The organism is Paenibacillus ottowii, assembly GCF_050516475.1.
Lineage (GTDB): Bacteria > Bacillota > Bacilli > Paenibacillales > Paenibacillaceae > Paenibacillus > Paenibacillus ottowii.
In genome coordinates this window covers 2,694,613-2,715,275 of sequence record NZ_CP191577.1, presented here as the reverse complement: position 1 = coordinate 2,715,275, position 20,663 = coordinate 2,694,613, and the positions used below count along the sequence as shown (strand labels likewise).

General features: G+C 47.9%; 22 protein-coding genes. 14 read left to right on the top strand and 8 right to left on the bottom strand.

From position 1 onward, the window contains the following. Positions 1-9 precede the first annotated feature (9 nt). Together ACQQ6X_RS12715 and ACQQ6X_RS12710 are read left to right on the top strand one after the other, a co-directional pair. Positions 10-759: an amino acid ABC transporter ATP-binding protein gene (locus tag ACQQ6X_RS12715; RefSeq protein WP_305165615.1), complete on the top strand. Its 750-nt coding sequence runs from the start codon at positions 10-12 to the stop codon at positions 757-759. 53 nt (positions 760-812) lie between these two features. Next, entirely contained in the window at positions 813-1,238 is a 426-nt protein-coding gene (locus ACQQ6X_RS12710; RefSeq protein ID WP_305165614.1) for an OsmC family protein, read from the top strand. A 295-nt stretch (positions 1,239-1,533) separates the two neighbouring features. On the opposite strand, the gene ACQQ6X_RS12705 is transcribed toward ACQQ6X_RS12710, so the two are convergent. From ACQQ6X_RS12705 to ACQQ6X_RS12685, 5 genes are all read right to left on the bottom strand, one after another. Then, positions 1,534-2,511 carry a FecCD family ABC transporter permease gene (locus tag ACQQ6X_RS12705; protein WP_305165613.1) on the bottom strand — a complete coding sequence of 326 codons (978 nt, stop codon included), beginning with the start codon at positions 2,509-2,511 and terminating at the stop codon, positions 1,534-1,536. Then, positions 2,508-3,512 carry a FecCD family ABC transporter permease gene (locus ACQQ6X_RS12700; RefSeq protein ID WP_305165612.1) on the bottom strand — a complete coding sequence of 335 codons (1,005 nt, stop codon included), beginning with the start codon at positions 3,510-3,512 and terminating at the stop codon, positions 2,508-2,510. The genes ACQQ6X_RS12705 and ACQQ6X_RS12700 overlap by 4 nt, the downstream gene beginning before the upstream one ends. Further along, entirely contained in the window at positions 3,509-4,489 is a 981-nt protein-coding gene (locus ACQQ6X_RS12695) for an ABC transporter substrate-binding protein (RefSeq protein WP_305165611.1), read from the bottom strand. The genes ACQQ6X_RS12700 and ACQQ6X_RS12695 overlap by 4 nt, the downstream gene beginning before the upstream one ends. A gap of 203 nt (positions 4,490-4,692) precedes the next feature. Beyond that, the gene (locus ACQQ6X_RS12690) at positions 4,693-5,421 is read right to left on the bottom strand and encodes a response regulator (protein ID WP_305165610.1); all 729 of its coding nucleotides are present in this window, start codon (positions 5,419-5,421) and stop codon (positions 4,693-4,695) included. Beyond that, positions 5,414-7,069 carry a sensor histidine kinase gene (locus tag ACQQ6X_RS12685; RefSeq protein ID WP_326403071.1) on the bottom strand — a complete coding sequence of 552 codons (1,656 nt, stop codon included), beginning with the start codon at positions 7,067-7,069 and terminating at the stop codon, positions 5,414-5,416. The genes ACQQ6X_RS12690 and ACQQ6X_RS12685 overlap by 8 nt, the downstream gene beginning before the upstream one ends. Before the next feature lie 182 nt (positions 7,070-7,251). On the opposite strand from ACQQ6X_RS12685, the gene ACQQ6X_RS12680 reads away from it, so the two are divergent. Next, positions 7,252-7,545: a putative quinol monooxygenase gene (locus ACQQ6X_RS12680; RefSeq protein WP_017426184.1), complete on the top strand. Its 294-nt coding sequence runs from the start codon at positions 7,252-7,254 to the stop codon at positions 7,543-7,545. A 46-nt stretch (positions 7,546-7,591) separates the two neighbouring features. Then, a complete protein-coding gene (locus tag ACQQ6X_RS12675) occupies positions 7,592-8,416 on the top strand; it encodes an aldo/keto reductase (protein ID WP_142611436.1) in 825 nt (274 codons plus the stop codon). Positions 8,417-8,507: 91 nt separating this feature from the next. Here ACQQ6X_RS12675 and ACQQ6X_RS12670 read toward each other — a convergent pair whose 3' ends face one another. Next, positions 8,508-9,161, bottom strand: a complete 654-nt coding sequence (locus tag ACQQ6X_RS12670) for an SdpI family protein (RefSeq protein ID WP_305165608.1) — start codon at positions 9,159-9,161, stop codon at positions 8,508-8,510. After that, positions 9,158-9,469, bottom strand: coding sequence for an autorepressor SdpR family transcription factor (locus ACQQ6X_RS12665; RefSeq protein WP_305165607.1), 312 nt, complete (start codon positions 9,467-9,469; stop codon positions 9,158-9,160). The genes ACQQ6X_RS12670 and ACQQ6X_RS12665 overlap by 4 nt, the downstream gene beginning before the upstream one ends. Positions 9,470-9,682: 213 nt before the next feature. Between ACQQ6X_RS12665 and ACQQ6X_RS12660 the strand changes: the two genes are divergently transcribed. The 10 genes from ACQQ6X_RS12660 (at position 9,683) to ACQQ6X_RS12615 (ending at position 20,016) form a co-directional block, all read left to right on the top strand. After that, a complete protein-coding gene (locus tag ACQQ6X_RS12660) occupies positions 9,683-10,294 on the top strand; it encodes an alpha/beta hydrolase (RefSeq protein ID WP_305165606.1) in 612 nt (203 codons plus the stop codon). A 73-nt stretch (positions 10,295-10,367) separates the two neighbouring features. Then, complete coding sequence (tlp, locus tag ACQQ6X_RS12655) at positions 10,368-10,592, top strand: small acid-soluble spore protein Tlp (RefSeq protein WP_013369497.1); 225 nt, start codon at positions 10,368-10,370, stop codon at positions 10,590-10,592. 236 nt (positions 10,593-10,828) lie between these two features. Continuing rightward, positions 10,829-12,121 carry an ABC transporter substrate-binding protein gene (locus ACQQ6X_RS12650; RefSeq protein WP_305165605.1) on the top strand — a complete coding sequence of 431 codons (1,293 nt, stop codon included), beginning with the start codon at positions 10,829-10,831 and terminating at the stop codon, positions 12,119-12,121. A 27-nt stretch (positions 12,122-12,148) separates the two neighbouring features. Beyond that, on the top strand, positions 12,149-13,111 hold the full coding sequence (locus ACQQ6X_RS12645; protein ID WP_305165604.1) for a carbohydrate ABC transporter permease: 963 nt from the start codon (positions 12,149-12,151) through the stop codon (positions 13,109-13,111). A gap of 3 nt (positions 13,112-13,114) precedes the next feature. Beyond that, complete coding sequence (locus ACQQ6X_RS12640; RefSeq protein ID WP_013369500.1) at positions 13,115-13,954, top strand: carbohydrate ABC transporter permease; 840 nt, start codon at positions 13,115-13,117, stop codon at positions 13,952-13,954. 208 nt (positions 13,955-14,162) lie between these two features. Continuing rightward, positions 14,163-15,449, top strand: coding sequence for a threonine ammonia-lyase IlvA (ilvA, locus tag ACQQ6X_RS12635; RefSeq protein WP_305165603.1), 1,287 nt, complete (start codon positions 14,163-14,165; stop codon positions 15,447-15,449). A gap of 197 nt (positions 15,450-15,646) precedes the next feature. Beyond that, entirely contained in the window at positions 15,647-16,621 is a 975-nt protein-coding gene (locus ACQQ6X_RS12630) for a glycoside hydrolase family 43 protein (RefSeq protein WP_142611444.1), read from the top strand. A gap of 208 nt (positions 16,622-16,829) precedes the next feature. Continuing rightward, positions 16,830-17,915, top strand: a complete 1,086-nt coding sequence (locus tag ACQQ6X_RS12625) for a FecCD family ABC transporter permease (protein WP_305165602.1) — start codon at positions 16,830-16,832, stop codon at positions 17,913-17,915. After that, positions 17,915-18,940, top strand: a complete 1,026-nt coding sequence (locus ACQQ6X_RS12620; protein ID WP_305165601.1) for a FecCD family ABC transporter permease — start codon at positions 17,915-17,917, stop codon at positions 18,938-18,940. The genes ACQQ6X_RS12625 and ACQQ6X_RS12620 overlap by 1 nt, the downstream gene beginning before the upstream one ends. A gap of 128 nt (positions 18,941-19,068) precedes the next feature. After that, the gene (locus tag ACQQ6X_RS12615) at positions 19,069-20,016 is read left to right on the top strand and encodes an ABC transporter substrate-binding protein (RefSeq protein ID WP_305165600.1); all 948 of its coding nucleotides are present in this window, start codon (positions 19,069-19,071) and stop codon (positions 20,014-20,016) included. A gap of 165 nt (positions 20,017-20,181) precedes the next feature. Here ACQQ6X_RS12615 and ACQQ6X_RS12610 read toward each other — a convergent pair whose 3' ends face one another. Continuing rightward, positions 20,182-20,613, bottom strand: coding sequence for a DUF1129 domain-containing protein (locus ACQQ6X_RS12610; protein WP_149035466.1), 432 nt, complete (start codon positions 20,611-20,613; stop codon positions 20,182-20,184). Between the last annotated feature and the right edge of the window lie 50 nt (positions 20,614-20,663).

Sequence of the window (20,663 nt, the reverse complement as noted above, 5' to 3'; positions counted from 1 at the left end):
AGATGATAGATGATGATAACAACAAACGGATTAGGCAAACGATTCGGACAGGTAGAGGTTCTGAAAAGCATAGATTTGCAGGTTGCCGCTCGTGAAATCGTCGTATTGCTTGGTCCCAGCGGATCTGGTAAAAGTACCCTGCTGCGTTGCCTGAACGGACTGGAAGAGCTGTCTTCCGGCAAGTTTGAGGTGAACGGGATTGAGGTTGATGCTACGGCTTCCCCACGTGTCCGTCAAGCAGCCATTCGTGGTATTCGCAAGCAGACGGGAATGGTGTTCCAGCAATTTAATCTGTATCCGCACAAAACAGCAATCGGCAATGTCATTGAAGGACTGCTGACAGTAAAGAAAATGCCACGTGACAAGGCTATGTCTATCGGACAACAGCTACTGAAGCGGGTGGGATTATTGGATAAGCAGGATGTACATCCAACTCGTCTATCCGGTGGACAGCAGCAACGCGTAGCTATTGCACGTGCACTGGCGATGGACCCGGCGATTATGCTGTTCGATGAGCCGACTTCAGCGCTTGATCCCGAACTTGTGGGTGAAGTGCTGGGGGTTATGCGGGAGCTGGCTCAAGACGGAATGACGATGGTCGTCGTGACTCATGAAATGAAATTTGCCCGCGAGGTGGCGGACAAGGTTGTATTTATGGCAGACGGAATCATTGTGGAGGAAGCTGCGCCACAGGCGTTTTTTGATGCTCCCCAGCATGAGAGGACACAAAAATTTCTGCGTCAAATTAGCGAGTTTTAAGTTAGATCGAGAATAAATTATAGATTACGAAGATGGAAAGAAGGCAATTGAACATGAAAGTATCTACAACTTGGCACGGCAAACGCGCGTTTACTTCGGAAGGACCATCCGGTTATTCCGTAGGGATGGACGCTACGGCAGCTTATGGCGGTGATGGTAAAGGAATGACACCGATGGAACTGCTGCTGGCGGGTCTGGCGGGATGTATCGGTATCGATATTACGATGATTTTGGATCGTTTTTTGTCAGACATTCAACGGATTGATATTGATGCAGAAGGTACACGCAAGGAACAAATGCCAACGGGTTTTACAGCGATTGATCTGACGTTCCACGTAGATGGAAATATTCCGGATTACCGTGTATGGAAAGCGATTCAGATGGGTAAGGAAAAATATTGTGCTGTATCGGACTCCTTAAAAGCGGAAATTCGGATGCACCTCATTTTGAATGGAACAGAAGTACCCTATCCAGCGTAAGTGTTGATGGGTGAGGAGAGTCAGCCTGACTAAGTGTACAGGAGGGCTCTCCTTTTTTATGAAATATAAAAATATGGTATATAATGAATCTTCTGTACTTTAGTTTCGACTGAAACAAAACTCCGATTATAAAGCGGGAAAATAAACTTGTGTGTGAAATGTGGCATATAAAAGTTGCTGTAGGATGAATCGTTTAGAAAAGAAATGAATCAGCGGTTCGGTGTACAGATGGGAGGTAATCCAGCTAAACGCTACGGTATAGTGCAGCATTTAGCTGGATTGGAGAGCTTGTCCTTTATCCGCTGCTTTTTTGCTTGCGCTCCCGCAGCAAGAGATACAGGAAATAGGGCGCGCCAATCACGGCTGTCACGATGCCAGCGGGAATTTCGAGCGGCGGCTTCAGTCCTCGTCCGAGCGCATCGGCAAGGACGAGAATCAAGGCACCGATCATGGCCGCGCCAGGCAGTAAATAGCGATGGCGATTGCCGAACAACCGCCGAGCCAGATGTGGAGCCAGCAGTCCTATAAAGCCGATGGAGCCGATGGCAGCGACACAGGCAGCAGCTAAGGCCACGGATACGGCCAGCAATCCTGTGCGCATACGCTTCACGCTAAGGCCCAAGCCAGCAGAGCTTTCCTCATCCAGACTCATAATATCCAGCTTGAGCTGTAGCGTATAAGCGAGCGGCAGCAATACAATTAACCACGGCAAAAGCCCGTATACTTCATCCCAGCCTTTGCCCCACAGACTTCCAGCTAGCCAGGTCAGCGTATCACTGGCTTCGAGTGGATATTTGACCAGAATATAATCGGTTGCAGCCTGAAAAATAGCACCCACCGCCAGCCCGGTTAAGGCCAGCATGTTAGGACGCATGCCTCCCCTCATCGAAAGCTGTACAAGCAGTAGTGCAGCTAATCCGGCACCGATAAAGGCAGCGAGCGGCAGCAGCGCCACGGGGGATGAGGGGAGCAGCACGATGACGAGAACCGCCGCAAAGCCGGCTCCCTTGGACACACCCACTACATCTGGCGAAGCCAGTGGGTTGCGGATCATGCCTTGCAGCAGCACGCCGGCTACTGCAAGGCCAGCACCAGCCATAACGGCCAGCAGGCCACGAGGCAGCCGATAATGATGAACGATGAACCAGGAAGAGGCATTCCGATCAGTCAGCGCCATGATCAGCTCAGAGGGTGCAATGTAGGTGCTGCCCACGCCAATAGCAATAAAAGAAACACCCAGCATAAGCACGAGTAAAATCCACAGCTTTTTCATCGTGAAGCCCTCCCGTTCTTGTGAGCCAGATATAAAAAGAAGGGCGCGCCAACCAGCGCAGTTACAATACCAACAGGCGATTCATAAGGGAAGGCAATAAAGCGCCCAAGCACGTCTGCATATGTCAGCAGCAGAGCTCCGCAGATTGCAGACAAGGGGATAACCCGTTTGTAATTGTCGCCTGTAAACACTTTGATGATATTTGGCACCATCAAGCCCACAAAGCCGATGGACCCGGCTACCGCTACAGCAGAGCCTGCGAGCAGAATGACTGAGACTGAGGCTAGTAAGCGGACAAGACGTACATTTTGCCCCAGACCCTGTGCGACTTCTGTACCGAGGCTAAGCACAGATAGCGAGGGGGCCAGCGCCAGTGCAAGGATCATACCCACGGCGAACCATGGCAGCACCAGCCGCGTGTCGGCCCAAGTGGACCCGTCGATGGCTCCGGCTAGCCAATACAAGACATCAGATATTTGCTCATTGAACACGAGCAGTCCCTGAGTGACAGAGGCCAGCAGCAGGTGTACAGCCATCCCTGCAAGGGCCAGCTTGACTGGCGTCATGCCTGCCGTTCCGGCCAACGCGTATACGAAGGAACCGCCTGCGATCGCTCCGGCAAAAGCAAAATAAATGCTGCCGGACGACCCGATATTCGGCAGCAGCACGACCGACAGGACGACAGCCAGCGAAGCGCCTGAGCTGACCCCAAACACCTGCGGCGAAGCCAGCGGGTTGCGTGTGATGGCCTGCATCAGCGCTCCGGCCACGGCAAGCCCGGCGCCGACGATCAGGCCAATGACGGCACGTGGCAGGCGTATCGTCAAGATAATGAGCTGATCCTTGGACGGATGCTCGGTGAACAGTGCAGTCAGCATGGTGGGGATATCCATCCTGACTGGGCCAATCGCTACGCTCAGCAGCAGTCCAGCTAGCAACGCGAATAGAAGTGCAAAGAAGACCGGCTTATTTAGCCGGTCGCGTAAGGCTTGTCCGATCAACGGGAGCCGTCTCCTTTATTGTGCGCGGGATACAGAAGCGAAATCGCCTGCTCCAGTATTTTCTCGGCAGAGCCGAGTCCACGGTACCGAGTCCACAGTGCCCGGTTTACTTCGTAAATTTCCCCTTTTTTCACGGCCGTAATGTTTTGCCATAACGGATTTTGCTTCCATTCCGCAAGCAGCTTCTCATCGGCTTCCACCAAGAAGATCACATCTGGATCAGCTTGTGCAATTTGCTCCAGTGTCAGCTTGACTGTGGGCTCGCTTGTATTTTGAAGGGCGTTGTGGATACCTGCTTGCTCCAGCAGTTGTCCATCAAAAGATGAAGCGCCGTGAGCCGATAGTGAATCAGAACGGAACACCCCAAGCAATACGCTGCGGGACTCACCAGCTTGAATGCCTTCTTTCAGCTTGGCCATGGTAGCCTTATGTGCAGCGAGAATTTGCTCGCCTTTTTCCTTCTCACCCAACGCATCAGCAATAACGCTGAAGGATGCCAGATTTTGTTCATAGGAGGAATTGCGGCTCTTTAGAACAATGGTCGGAGCAATTTCGCTTAGTTCTTTATATATGCTTTTATGACGGTTCAGATCAGCAATAATCAAATCAGGCTTCAAGGAGCTGATCGTTTCCAGGTTCGGCTGTTTGCGTGTACCCACAGGTGTGAAGTCGATTTTTTTGCCAAGCAGTCCATCGATATCATCATCATTTTCCTGAGCAATGCCAACAGGTGTGATGCCCAGTTGAGTAGTGGCATCGACAAAAGAGAACTCCAGCGTTACGATTCTTTTGGGCTTACCTGTAACTTTGGTTTCTCCCATCTCATGTTTAATGATTCGAGTGTCGCCTGTGGCTTGAGGAGTTGCTGCGTTATTATTTTGTGACTGGCCGCCACATCCCGCCATTATGACGGTCAGTAGTACCAGAATCACCGCAAGCAGCATGCCTGTGCGTAATGTCTGTTTCGGTGTTGCCATATGTTGTCCCCCGTTCCCAATATACTTGCTATAGAAACTGATAATCATTATCAATTAACTAACTGTTGACCATTCTAGCAATCGGGAAGAGGGACGTAAATAATGTGATCATTTAAACCATTTTAGACTATTAAATGAATTAAGTTCATAAAAGTCACAAGCAACGAGGAGCGCGGAACAGACCTGGCAGCAAAATTCGGGGATTATGCATTTTCCTGCCGTCTGCGATAGATACGCTCCGGTCTGCCGACGGTTCCGTACACCTGATCGTGATGAGCGTCGCCGCTTTCCACTAAATACTCCAGATACCTTCTGGCTGTAGATCGGCTCATGCCTAGCTCAATTCCCACAGTCCCCGTAGTTACCTCACCTCGTCGATTCAGAAGATCAAGTACCTTTTCGCAGGTTACTTTATCAATCCCTTTGGCCCATAGTTCTCCGGCTCCGTTACTCGCCATACGACCGGTACCCGCGCTTTGAAGCAGACGGTCAATTTCCGATTGCTCCACGGTGGATTGTTCCGCTTGCCATGTTGTGACTTGGCGCCGAAAACGGGCATATTCCTCTAAGGTCGCACGCAGTCTCTCGAATACGAGCGGCTTTACGATAAAATCAAATACGCCTGCGCGTACTGCTTGTACCACCGTTTCAGCTTCCTTGGCGGCGGTCAGCATAATGACATCTGTCCCCGGATAGTGCTGTTTGATGAACGATAGCAGGGTTAGACCATTCGTATCGGGAAAATAAACATCCAGTATGGCTAAAGATGGCCGCAATACATCCAGTTGAAGCTTTGCCTCAAATTCGTTCGTTGCTATAGCACATACAGTGAACCCGTCCACCTTTTCAATAAATCGCCGGTTAATCTCCGCAATTCGCGGATCATCTTCAATAATAAGAACCTCAATGTCCGATAATACCTGCTCATTCATGGACGTAACCTCCTGTTGCATTATTGCTTCTCGTGTCTGTCCTATTTAAAGGAACGTATACTTCAAAAATGCTACCCCCACCAGGCCGTTCCTGTATTTTTATGGAGCCACGCATTCGTTCGGTGTACTCCTGCACGAGAGCAAGGCCATATCCGTGTCCGGCCTCTGCTTTGGTTGATGCACCCTTAACGAACAGTTTTTCCTGGATATCTTCCGAAATACCTGAACCATTATCCGCAACTTCGACGATGATCGCTTCAGTTATTTCTTCAAGCCGGAACCAGACTTGTCTGTCAGGTTTGGGGCCTATCATAACAGCTTCCATGGCATTATCCAGCAGGTTTCCGGCAATGGTAGCAAGGAGCGACCACTCCAACGTAGCAGACGGAGTTGAAAATACTCCTTTAATATACGAATGGAGTACAACCCCTTGTTCCAACGCCTGTTTTTTCTTGCTGATCAGCAGGCTGGCTATGATTGAATCGGCTGAAAGAGAAGAGGAAACGGAACGATGCATACGATAATCCTCCGATTCCTGAGTAATAAAATTCACTGCTTCGTCATAACACTCCAACTGAATCAGCCCGGATATGAGATACAGCCGATTGGTATATTCGTGTGTTTGTGATCGCAGCACATCCGCATAATCTTTGACCTCCGTCAACTGCCGTGTCATGCGAAGCAGCTCTGTTTTGTCGCGCAGACTGGCAACGGTGCCCAGCATTCGTCCGAATCGATCCTTGATCGGCACACGGCTGACGACTACGATTCGTTCTTGAATCTCAATTTCCTTATTGAATACGTCCTGTTCCTGATCGGGCTTCTTACTTGGATCTTCCTCGATAATATCTGCAGCAAGTATATCTACCAGTTGATCTGCGGTATCTGCCAAGTGACGAAGCTCGTATCCATAGAGGCTAGTTTCCGGGGGGAGGCCCAGCAAACGGACGGCTTGTGGATTGGCAAGTGTGACTTGCCCATTGCTATTAACCGCGATAATCCCTTCGCCTATGGATTCGAGAATGGCTTGCTTTTCCTGATACAAACGTCCAATCTCCACGGGTTCCAGCTCATGCAGTTCGTGCCGTACCCGTCGTGCTATGACCAGACTTCCTACGATGCCGATCATCAATGCACCTACCATGAACCACAACCATGTATATGTGTATGTACGAATATTTTGCACGACATCTGTCATCAAGAAACCTACAGAAACAAGCCCGATGGCTCGACCTTGTTCATCATAGACTGCGGTTTTAGCTCGCAGAGACGGTCCGAGAGAGCCGGTAGACTGTGTTATAGAGGGCTGCCCTTGCAGCACCTTATTATTTAGTGGGTCCATCATAGGCTGTCCGATTCGCTCCGGGTTAACATGCCATTGACGAATGAGATGACGGTCTGCAATCGTAATAAAATCAGCGCCGCTACTGGCTTGGACGGGCTTCACTGCCTCGTTGATCTGCGCACGTAATTGCGTTGTATCGGTTTGTTCTAGAGCATCCCTGACCTGTGCATCTACCGCAAGCGTATTGGCCACGGTCAGCGCCCTTTTCCCAATCTCTTCATACAAGGCGGAGGTAATCATAAAGCGCAAGGATAATCCCAACAGTCCGGTAACGACCAGCACTAAAAGGGATATGAAAACCATTAATTTTGTCTGAAAACGCACATGCCTTCACCGCCATTAAACAAAATATAGGAGCAGTAGATCAGCTGATCAACTCCTCAATACCATTCATTTTACTGTATTCGAGAAACGACCGCACTTTTAATCTATCGAAAGAATGGTCTATAATAGAAATAGTTACATAATGTGAGGAGGAAAATATTGTGATTATTATTCATGCTGATATGAAAGTTTTACCTGAAAAAAGAGAAACATTTCTGCAACAAACTCAAGGATTGATCAGTGCTTCACAAGCTGAAGAGGGCAATGTACGCTATACATTAATGCAGGATTTGAATGATCCCAACGCATTTACAATGGTGGAAGAGTGGAAGGATGCTGCTGCTGTAGATTTCCATAACAAGTCTGCCCATTTCCAGGCATTTGTTGCTGCAGCGAAAGAACTGTTGGCTGCTCCGCTTGAAGTGAATGCTTTTCAGGATGCGACTAAACTGTAATCATCCTGCTGGGATAATTTATAACTAAGAATAGGAGGAGATAGACATGGGGAACATTGCGGATACAGCTTTACTAAATAACGGAGTTCAGATGCCTTGGCTTGGTTTTGGTACGTACAAGGCGGAAGGTAATGAGGTCTACGAAGCAGTCAAAACAGCCATTGAGGTCGGTTACCGTCACATTGATACGGCGGCGATCTACGGCAATGAGGAACTGGTCGGACAAGCCATTCGTGACAGTGGAGCGGCCAGAGAAAATCTGTTTGTGACCACTAAGCTTTGGAATCAAGATCAGGGCTACGATTCAACACTGCGTGCCTTCGAGGAAAGCCGCAAACGGCTGGGCCTGGACATTATTGATCTGTATCTCATTCATTGGCCTGGCAAGGACAAGTACAAGGAAACTTGGAAGGCGTTCGAGCGGCTGTATGAAGAAGGAAGCGTACGCGCAATTGGAGTGAGCAACTTCCAAATCCACCATCTCGAAGACCTCCTTAAAGACAGCAACACTGTGCCTGTCATCAATCAGGTGGAGCTTCACCCGCGTCTGACACAGCAAGAGCTGCATCAATACTGCCGGGAGCACCAGATTCAACTTGAGTCGTGGAGTCCATTGATGAAGGGGAAATTAACCGAGCAGGCGGATATCGTTGAGATTGCTGCCAAATACGGCAAAACGACTTCTCAGGTTATTTTGCGTTGGCATCTGGATCGGGGGATTGTGACGATTCCCAAATCGGTAACCGCACATCGTATTCGCGAAAATGCCGATTTGTTCGATTTTGAACTGACGGCTGAGGATATTGACCGAATCAATGGTCTTCATCTGGATGAACGTGTAGGCACCCATCCCGATAAACTGTTGTTTTAAATAAATATTCACTTGTACAAAGAACCTCCCATCCTACGTTTACCGCGGTTTGGGAGGTTCCTTTTTTAGGTTCAAATATAGCTTTGTCTAATTATTTGTTTAGCTTACGATACAACAAGAAAGAATAGAGCACAGGAGAGATAACGGATATGATCAGTACGGTTAGAAAAATGACTATTCCCGCCATTCCACCGATCCATGCCGCCACCAAAGCTGAAGCACCGCCGAGCATCATCATGGGCCCACCGAAACGATGCGTTTTACGCCATACCTCAGGATTAGACAGAGTCCACGGGGTGCGGATACCGAAGGTATAGTTCGGCTGTACCTGAGTCATATAATTTCCCATTACCATCAGCATCAGGCCGATTAACCCTAAAATTATAGCATTCATTTGCACTTGTATATTCAGGTTGTACAGCAGCATTCCCCATCCAGCTACAGCGAGAACCACAGAAACACCTGCACGCGTAACTTCATAGGCTTTTGAAAATTTCTCATAATTAGCTCTGTTGGGGTCCATGTGGCGTGCCAATCGAATGACCAGCGGGACTAGACCCAACAGCACGAGCATGATCATAGCGCCACTTTTGCTCATGTACCTGTCTGCTGTATTGTTAAAGGTAAAATGCGAGGCTAGAACATTGGGAAGTTGGTCGTACAGCAATATAGCGCCTATGGCGGGTGATAAGGCAATCAAAGTTGTCAAAAGATCCATCAAGCTCCAAGGTGTTCGCAATTTCATTCAGATTCCTCCGCATCCTTAATAGGTTTTCCATTTTTCTTCGCAGGGGTATCGGAGTGGGCGATGCTAAACATCCAACCGATCACATCCGCTACAACCGTTGTATGCAGGGTGTAGATAATGTTTTGTCCCTGTCGTTCATCCAGCACCAGCCCAGCCTGTTTCAGGATATTGAGATGGTGGGAGATGCTGGGTTTGCTAATTTGAAAATGTTCAGCTACTTCGCCCGCGCTCATGCTTTTCTCTTTCAAAAGCTGCAATATTTTGCGCCGGGTCGGATCAGCCAAAGCTTTAAAGGCATCATTCAAAATAAATTTCCTCCTTTAGATATTTAGATAATATTCTAAATGTCTAACACCATAATAAAATACAGCTATACTACATGTCAATGGAACAAGACATCATTTTATAAAAAATGAACGAGGTCAATTATGTTTGTATAAAGCAATGAAATGGGCTATAATCAAATTATACAAAAAATAAGATTCTTAATTTAAAGTTAATTGAGGGAGGGAATAGATATGAAACACGTCTTTCGTAAAGGAAATGATCCGCAAGCCCCGGTTATTTTGCTATTGCATGGTACCGGCGGGAATGAACAAGATTTGCTACCCTTGGCTGATATGGTAGCACCGGGAGCTTCTGTGCTCGGCGTGAGAGGGAATGTATTGGAAAATGGGATGCCACGCTTCTTTCGCCGTTTGGCAGAGGGTGTGTTCGACATTGAGGATCTCGTATTTCGTACCAAAGAACTAAGCGAATTTGTGGATTCAGCAGCAGAGCAATACGAGTTTGATCGTAACAATGTGGTGGCTCTGGGCTATTCCAATGGAGCGAACATAGCGGCCAGTATGCTCTTTCATGACGCCAAAGCGCTGCGTGGAGCCATTCTCCATCATGCCATGGTGCCATTGCGAGGGCTGCAACTGCCAGACTTGAACGATGTCCCTGTATTTCTGTCTTCCGGTGAAAATGATCCGATTGTTCCGGCTGCGGAATCGCGTGAGCTGCAAGCTTTGCTGGAAGGGGCCGGGGCGCAGGTAGAAGCCTACTGGGAGCGCAACGGTCATCAATTGACCCGTACGGAAGCCGAAGCGGCCGGTCAGTGGTTTAGAAAGCATTTTAATGTATAAAACAACTCGATAACGATCAAGCTACGGTTTAGCGCTCTAGTGAGCGATTCTAAGATTAGGAGGCGTCAAACCGATGGCAAAACCGGATAATCGAGCAGATAATGTGGAGCATTTGCAACAAAATATTCAGAATACATTGCAGAATCTTCATGAGGCCGAAGGATACTTAAATGAATTCTCCTCTGAAATTAGCAATGAGGAGCGTAAGCAAATCGAAGAAAAAAATAATCGTCGTAAACAAAGTATTAGATCATTTCGCGAAGAAGTGAAAGACGAAGCAGCACATTCGCAAGAGTAGTTAAAATAATGCGGCCCGACTCCGAGTTTCAATGGAGTCGGGTCGTTTTTTTATGCAGAAATGATCATAATCCCATTCATTTCATTTTCCCTCTATAATGCATTGAGGTCTGTTTTACACAAAATCGAATTTTTTTTGAATAATGTTGTTGTAAACTAATTTGTATTGATGTTAAATAATAAAAGAAAGCGCAATCATTTACGAATTAGGATTTCATCATGCGAAGGGGGAAGGATATGCTGCTGCGAAGAAAAAGCATGGCTGTGATGCTTATGGTGGTGGTTTTGATGGCTGGACTGCTGCAAGGCTGTTCTTTCAAGAACGATGAAAAGGATGGGCCGGGAACAGAACTTGTATTGTGGACATTCAATGAACTGCATGAGAAGTTTTTTCTGCAAATGGCTGACCAGTGGAACCAACAGCACCCTGATGAATTGATTAATTTGAAAGCGAATACATTTCCTTATGACAATCACCACAGCAAGCTTTCGATTGCGTTGCAATCAGGGGTTGGAGCGCCGGATATCGCGGATATCGAGGTGAACAAAATTGGTAATTTCCTCAAAGGAATACCGCAATTGGTCCCGCTCAATCCGGTGATAGACCCTGAGCTCAAGAACATTGTGCCTTCCAGAGTGCAGATTTACGGCAAAGACGGTAAGTATTACGGCATTGACTTTCACGTTGGAGCCGAAGTGATGTATTACAACAAAGAGATCATGGATCAGGCGGGAGTAAACCCGGATTCCATCGTTACCTGGGCAGACTATGCTGCGGCTGGCAAGCAAGTGCTGGCAAAAACGGGTAAGCCGATGGCAACCTTGGAAACGAATGACCTGTGGAGCTACTGGCCGATGATCTCCCAGCAAAATTCGGACTTTCTGGATGATAAGGGCGAGTTGACGCTGGATAATGAGACCAATATTAAAACACTTGAGTTTATCCAGCAGATGATAAAAGACAAAATCGCTATTCCTGCACCAGGCGGCGGACATCATATGGAGGAATACTACGGGTTTATGAACAAGGGCGGGGCTGCTTCGGTGTGGATGCCGATGTGGTACATGGGACGTTTTACGGATTACATGCCTGACCTGAAAGGGAAGATCATCATTAGACCGATGCCGGCGTGGGAAAAAGGCGGCTATCGCTCAGCAGGTATGGGCGGCACCGGAACGGTAGTTACGAACCAATCCAAACACCAGGATTTGGCGATGCGGTTTCTAGCCTTTGCCAAGCTGTCCAAGCAAGGGAATGTGGAAATCTGGAAGCAGCTAGGTTTTGATCCCATCCGCAGTGAAGTGTGGACCATGCCGGAAGCCAAAGCCAAAAATAAATTTAAGGATTATTTCGGAACGAATATCTTTGACACGCTGATCGAAGTCAAAGATGAGATCAATGCGGTGCATATCGGACCGAAAACGCCTGACATCGCCAGTGCTGTACGTAATAAAATACTTTACCGGACACTACAGAGTGGCGAAGATCCAGCTACGGTGCTGCATGAGCTGGCAGATGAACTGAGATAGACCCCAACAGGAAAGGGAGTGAGATTCATGGCAACGCCCGTTCATACGAACGCTAATGTAACGACAGGTCAGCCGCCACAACCTCAGCGTCCGACCAGAAGTCGATGGAGCCGATTTATTCATTCCAGTCGTACGGCACCGTATGTATTTGTCCTTCCATTTTTACTGTCCTTTGCACTGTTTTTTGCGTATCCGGTCATCTCGACGGTCATTATGAGCTTTCAGGAAGTCCTACCAGGGATCACAACTTACGTTGGCCTGGAAAATTATAAGGATTTAATGAATCCTACCTTTGGAAAAGCGATATTGAATAGCGTCCTATATACGCTGCTTACACTGGTCGTGCTGATTCCTCTGCCGCTGGTACTGGCGGTATTGCTGAATTCACCTAAAATGCCAGGTAGAGGGCTGTTTCGCTCCGTGATGTTTATACCCGCACTGACCTCAGTAGTGGTGGCAGGAACAATCTTCCGACTCATGTTCGGGGAATTAGATGGCTCGCTGATGAACTCCCTGTTGGGGCTATTCGGTTTTGAGCCTTACAAATGGCTGATGAATGCGAACACCGGATTTTTGGCGTTGATCGTGCTGGCCCTGTGGAGATGGCTGGGTGTGAATATGCTGTACTACATGTCAGGGCTACAGAATATTCCTCCCGAGTTGTATGAAGCAGCTCAGATTGATGGAGCCAGTCGTTTCGAATCATTTTGGCGGATTACGATTCCTATGCTGAAACCAGTGACGATTTACGTATTTACGATTAGTATTTATGCCGGGTTGTCCATGTTCACCGAGAGCTATATGCTGTGGAACGGAAATAACTCCCCGAACGATATTGGGTTAACGATTGTTGGGTATCTCTATCGTCAGGGTCTGGAACAGAACAGCATGGGCTTTGGAGCGGCGGTGGGAATTGTATTGCTCGTATTTACATTGGTACTGAACCTGATCCAGCTCAAATTTTTTGGCATGTTTCGGAAGGAGGATTAAGCGATGGCTCAGAAACAAAAAGGCCCGTTGTCTGCATTTCTCGTTGTCCTGTTCATCCTGTTTGCCGGGTTCGCCCTGTTTCCGCTATTTGCCGTGACGCTGGCCTCGTTCAAGCCATCAACGGAGCTGCTGCGCTACGGCTTGAATCTCAAGCTGGAGTGGGCCATCATGTCCTTGAAAAACTATGCGTTCATCTTTCAGGGGACGACGGATTATTTTCAATGGTACTGGAATAGCCTTGTCATTACCGTCTTGTTTACAGTGTTATGTCTGATATTGTCCGCGATGGTCGGGTACGGTCTGGAGATGTATCGTTTTAGACTAAAAAATGTGATTTTTACACTGGTGCTGGTCGTGATGATGATTCCGGTAGAAATTATCATGCTGCCCCTCTACAAACTCATGATCGGCATGAAGCTGATCAATACGGTATGGGGTGTGATTTTACCGTTTGTCGTTGCACCGATTCCGATCTTTTTCTTCCGTCAATATTTGAGCGGAGTACCTAAGGACTTTATGGATGCGGCACGGGTCGACGGCTGTTCGGAGTATGGTATTTTTGTGCGGATTATGATGCCTCTGATGGCGCCTGCCTTTGCGGCAATGGCTATTTTACAGGCTATGAACAGCTGGAATAACTTCCTGTGGCCGATGATTGTACTGCGTACCAACGACATGCTGACACTACCGATCGGTCTGTCCAGTCTGCTGACGCCATATGGCAACAACTATGATGTCCTAATTGCCGGTTCGGTTCTGGCTATTTTGCCGATTCTCGTCGTGTTTCTGTTCTTCCAGCGTTACTTTATTGAAGGGATGACGGCAGGCGGGGTAAAAGGGTAACCATTACGGTGCTGAATGAGTCGATTGAATACAAAAAATGTGTAAAGTCAGTGAAGGCGGGTCGGGCATTGTCTCGACCTGTTTTTTTATGGATTCAGTGATATTCATTCTCATTTTCATGGCTATCAACTGCACAAGCTATAGGTAAACGTGGTATGATGTTTGAAAGATTTCAAATACAGAAATATAGGCGGAGCGTGGAGAAGCTATGGAACCAACAGAAACCCAGAAAACCGAACCGACCACGGCATCAACCGTTGGCATGGAGGATATTGTACGAGCGCATCATATGCTGCGTGAGGTGATTGTTCGTACACCTTTACAGAGGGATGCCGTCCTATCGGCTAAATATAACTGTAATGTGTATCTGAAGCGAGAGGATCTCCAGGTTGTGCGGTCCTTTAAAATCCGTGGAGCTTACAACATGATTCGCAGCTTGACTCCTGAGCAAATGGAAAAAGGGATTGTGTGTGCGAGTGCGGGTAATCATGCACAAGGCGTGGCTTTTTCATGTAACGCGCTTGGCATCCACGGTAAAATTTTTATGCCGAGCACAACGCCTAATCAGAAGGTGAAGCAGGTACGTCGCTTTGGCGGAGACAGTGTAGAGGTCATTTTGACTGGGGATACGTTTGACGATGCTTATGACGAGGCCATGAAGGTATGCAGCGAGCAGGAAATGACCTTCATCCATCCATTCGATCAGCCGAAAATTATTGCAGGCAATGGTACGATTGCCATGGAAGTGATGGAAAGCCTGGATACACCTATGGACTATGTATTCGTAACGATTGGCGGCGGCGGTTTGGCGGCAGGCGTAGGTACGTATGTTAAAACGGTGAGTCCGACCACCAAAGTCATCGGCGTAGAACCCCTGGGCGCAGCATCGATGACGGAAGCGATGCGTTTGAACAAGGTCGTTACACTGGAGAAAATCGACAAGTTCGTTGACGGAGCTGCGGTGAAGCGTGTGGGGCAGTTAACGTATGACATTTGTAAACATACCTTGGATGATATTGTGAAGGTACCGGAAGGCAAGGCATGTACAGCGATTCTGGAGCTGTATAATGAAAATGCGATTGTTGTGGAGCCTGCGGGCTCGCTGCCTGTAGCAGCACTTGATCTGTATCGTGAGCAGATTCAGGGCAAAACAGTGGTCTGCATCGTCAGTGGTGGCAATAACGACATTGATCGGATGCAGGAGATTAAGGAGCGCTCCCTGATTTACGAAGGGCTAAAGCATTATTTTATGGTGAATTTCCCGCAAAGAGCAGGGGCACTGCGTGAATTTCTTCAGGAAGTGCTTGGACCAGACGATGACATTACTAGGTTTGAGTATACGAAAAAGAATGATAAGGAAAACGGACCAGCACTGGTCGGCATAGAGTTGTTCCACAAGGAAGACTATTTTCCTTTAATTGAACGGATGAATCGCAAAGGGCTTAACTATACGGAATTGAACAAAAATGAGAATCTGTTTAATATGCTAATCTAGCAAGGAGCCTACGGGCTCTTTTTTTTATATGCGCAATGTTATGCGTAGTTTATAAATTTCTTTTTATTTGAAATAAAGCGTTTACAAAACTGAAGTTGATAGGTTAATATATGGGTAACTTCATAAGTATAAACACTAACGTAATGGGCGTATCACCCGATTTTCATTATAAGATACTAATCCGGAGGTGCGAAAGAATGTTGAAAGCATGGAAAAAATCAGTACGGGGTAGATTCGCACGAACAGCGTTTGCTGCCGTAACTTCGGCTGCTTTGTTGCTGTCCGTGGTACCGTCCACATCAGCCGAGCATTGGGCGTTAACAGGCGATGTGGCAGTACATGATCCGTCCATCACCAAGGAAGGCAATGCATGGTATATTTTCTCCACAGGGCAGGGGATACAGGTCCAAAGATCGGATGACGGACGCAATTTTTACAGATTGCCGCAAATTTTCTTATCGCCACTACCATGGTGGAAATCGTATGTTCCTAAACAAACTCCAAATGATGTGTGGGCACCGGATGCTCAAAAGTACAATGGACGTGTCTGGGTTTACTATTCCATTTCTACATTCGGATCGCGCACTTCGGCCATTGGCTTAACTTCAGCAACGAGCATTGGTGCGGGAAGCTGGAGAGATGATGGATTAGTGCTGCGGACGACGGATTCTGACGATTACAATGCGATTGACCCGAATCTGGTTATTGATGCTTCTGGTAACCCATGGCTTTCCTTCGGTTCATGGAATTCGGGATTGAAAGTGACTCGCCTGGATAAAAATACGATGAAGCCTACGGGCCAGATTTATTCTATTGCTAAACGTACGGCTGGTGGTTTGGAAGCACCGCATGTTACTTACCGCAATGGCTATTATTATCTGTTTGCATCCATCGATAACTGCTGCAAAGGCGTAAACAGTAATTACAAAATCATATATGGTCGCTCTACCAGTATTACCGGACCGTATGTGGACAAGAGCGGAAAAAGTCTGATGGACGGTGGTGGAACCATACTGGATGCGGGGAATGACCGCTGGAGGGGACCAGGTGGACAATCTGTCTATAACAACAGCGTGATTGCACGTCATGCCTATGACGCCACCGATGGCGGAAATCCAAAGCTTCTCATTAGTGATTTGAAATGGGATTCAGCAGGTTGGCCTACCTACTAAATAAAGGTTGCTTGAAATCATCCGTGTAGTCATCTCACATAGATATACCTAAAAACTGTTCCTCCCACGGGGGAACAGTTTTTGGCTTGCAATGTCGTAGAAACATGCTATTATGAATCAAGTTGATAATCATTATCATTATCAATGGCGTTTTATTGTAATGAGAGTCGTAATAGCTTTCAGGTATGGAGGGAGTGACCTCATCGAAATGCAGTCTAAAGACAGCATGGACAAACATACAGCTTCGACAGAAAGGACAGCTCCGGAAGTAGCCCTTATAGCCCGTCCAGTGCTCCGAGGGGGAAGGATTCGGCAGGCGTTGTTGTTCACAGCTTCGGCTGTATTGCTGGCCTTGGCCATGTTCGCTGCCATTTCATTTGGAGCCAAGGATCTGACCCTAAGCACGGTATGGTCGGCAGTGTTTCACTATGATCGTTCGTTGACGACCCATCAGATTATTCATGAGCTACGTTTGCCGCGTGTGCTTGGTGCAGCTATCATTGGGGCTGCGCTAGCGGTTGCAGGCTCTCTGATTCAAGGCATCACGCGCAACCCGCTGGGGGATACAGGTGTGCTGGGCATTAACGCAGGTGCGATGTTTGTAGTTGCAGTGAGTTTTGCCTTTTTCCCTGATCTGCCTTATGGGACGTTAATTATTTTGTCGTTCCTGGGGGCACTGATGAGTACCTTGCTGGTATTCGGACTGGGAGCTTCCGCGCCGGGAGGATTGACACCCATGAGACTCACGGTGTCTGGGGCTGTGACAGCAGCCTTGTTAGGTTCCATGACTTCGGGAATTGCGATTTACTTTGATCTAAGTCAGGATTTAGCCTTCTGGTATGCAGGAGGTGTAGCTGGAATCAAATGGTCGCAGCTTGAGATGCTTGCCCCGATTTTGCTTATTGTGATCGCTTGGTCTATGGGGCTTGCACGCTCCATTTCATTGATTTCAATGGGGGATGAGGTGGCACTGAATCTGGGGTTAAATCTCAGGCGTATCCGGCTGTTGGGGCTGCTGACTGTGGTGGTTCTGGCTGGACTATCCGTATCGGCTGCGGGAGCCATCGGCTTTGTAGGCCTGGTCGTCCCACATATTGCTCGCAAGCTGATCGGTGTGGATTATCGCCAGATCGTACCATTGTCTGCATTATTGGGAGCCATACTGCTGGTGCTGGCTGATTTGGGAGCGAGAATGGCGAATCCGCCAGAGGAGCTAGCTATTGGAATTATGGTGTCTTTTATCGGAGTGCCCTTTTTCCTCTTTCTCGCCCGTAAGGAAAGGAGGGAATTATAGTGAGACGCTCTCTAGGGACAGGGGATATAAGAACGACCAAGGCTTGGCTCGTGTGCTTAGTATTGGCTGGAATCAGCTTTGCTGTCCTTGTTCTCGGTTTGAATACCGGAACGATTCGAATTCCACCGCTGCGCGTGCTGGACACACTGTTTGGCGGGGGCAGCGGTCGTGATCATATGGTCCTGTTTGAATATCGCCTGCCGCGGATTGTTGTAACCGTGCTGGCTGGAGCGGGACTAGGTGCAGCCGGTGCGGTCATGCAAGGCTTATCGCGAAACGCACTCGCAGATCCGGGGGTACTAGGGCTGCATGCGGGGGCTGCTTTGGGACTCGTAATGTTTGTCAGTTTTTTTCGCGATCTGGAAGGATCGGCAGCTTTGCTCATTCCCTTGTTTACCTTTGCAGGAGGTGTCGTTGCGGCGGTGCTGATAGTTATGCTGTCCTATCATGGCAGCAGAGGAATCGTACCTGTGCGGCTGATCCTGTCCGGTATCGGTGTAGCCTCAGGGCTCAGCGCCATAACGCTGTATTGGTCGTTGCGGCTGGATGAGGATACATACGCATTTACCGCACGTTGGCTGGCTGGCAGCGTATGGGGACGGGACTGGATACATGCAGCGGCTTTACTGCCGTGGATTGTCATTATCCTGCCGTACGTTTTATCACAGACACGCAGCCTGAATAATCTGTCGCTAGGTGATGAGACCGCAGCTGGAATCGGCACAAGCGTAAAGCGCCAGCGTCTGATACTGCTGGGTGCGGCGGTGGCTCTATCGAGCGCCAGCGTATCCATGGCCGGAGGGATTGGCTTCATTGGGCTGATTGCACCTCATCTGGCTCGCCGTCTGGTAGGTCCGATGTATCAATATTTGCTACCAGTAGCCGCTTTGGTCGGGGTCGTTATTCTGGTCATTGCAGATACGATTGGTCGTTCGGTATTTCAGCCGAATGCGATTCCAGCAGGGGTAGTGGTTGCTGTAGTAGGCGCTCCGTATTTTTTGTTCTTGTTGTCCCGAACCAAGTGACAAGAGGAATAGGTTACATATAAAGTCCAATGCTGCATCTGATGCAGCATGCGGAATAACAACGAAGTAGAAGCCTTAAAGATTGAACATAAAAAATAGAGCTTTTATAAGTATGGGAGGGAATATTTATGAGAAAAAATAAATTTGAGGGTTCGAGGTTTAAACGTTCATGGGCAGCCCTGTCTCTTGTTGCATGCATGATCCTGCTGTCCGCTTGTGGACAAACAGCAGACAAACAAGCTAGCGATACGAAAGCGGCCGATAGTGCGCAAACTACCCTGAGTGCGGATTCGCGTATTGCTTCAATGTCTATTCATTTGACGAACAACTTGCTAGCACTAGGCATTACCCCGGCGGGTTCAGTTATTGGTGGAGATGTGAAGGATTTTCTGCCCCATGTAAAAGATCGTCTTCAAAATACCCGTAAGCTGGGGGTCGTCACAGATCCCGATATGGAAGCAGTACTGGAGCTTCAACCTGATCATATTTTCCTCGACAAAAAATATTCGGGAACTGATGTAGCCAAGTTTGAAAAAATTGCACCGACCGAGGTTTTTGATCTGGATGAAGACACCTGGAAGGATCAGTTGAAAAAAATAGCTACTATGGTCAAGCATGAAGCACAGGCAGATGCTTTTCTAAAAGATTATGACGCACAGAGGGAACGGGTTAAAAAGCTCATTCATTCCAAAATCGGAGACGGGACGGTCATGGCTGTACGTGTCACAGCGAAAGAAGTACGTGTCATGGGGATGAAGCGTCCCGTAGGACCGCTGCTGTATCAGGATTTGGGCTTAAAGCCAGCCAAAGGTGTGGAAAAGATCAATAAGGCCTATCAGGTTGTATCCCAAGAGGTTTTACCGGATTATGATGCCGATGCCATCCTGGTTATTATTAGTAAAGGTGCGGATGCCCAAAAGGTATACAAGCAGCTGGAGGGAAATACAGTATGGCAAGGACTAAAGGCCGTGAAGCAGGGTCATGTCTATATGCTGGACGGACAGCCTTGGCTGGACTATTCCGCGATGGGGCACAAAATTGCTCTGGATAATGCAGAACAACTATTTTCCAAATAAGTGCTAAAGTAAATGAAGCCGTATTCCCTATGCATCTTCTTGCAGGTGAGGAATACGGCTTTTCTGGCGGTCACCCAAGCTTCGAATCGGATGGTTGATTGTAAATGAAATGGAGTTGCAACGATCCGTGATGAAGGGCAACTCCAGTGTGATAAGGTATGCTGGTTAAGAACGTTTTTTACGCAGAAAAATCGGTTTGAGTCCAATAAAGCCGATGGCTGCGAGCACTAAATTCATCCAAGGTGAGATCCTGAATACCGGCAACACACTGCGTAGCGCCAGTCCGGCGACAAGAATGATAACAACCAGTATGACATACATCAAGATGGATTTGAAATTTATCTGGGGCTTCACGGGAGCATGGTCTGGTTGTTGAGTCTCCTCGCCTTCTTCCGGGCGATCCATGAAATTCATCAATGCTTCAATCAGCAAAATAGCACCTGCAGCGATAATGATAAGGGTGGAGAGGTTAATTTTTTCAAAAGGTTGGATATCCCCGCCTGTAAAGGTGATAAACCAACCGATAATCGCCTGTGTCAAGAAAAACATGGACAAGGCAATCCATGCAATAAGCGTATAATTTTTTGCTTTATTCATTGCTTCCTCCTGCTTTATGATCGTATTCCGGGCTGATAAAATCGCCATTT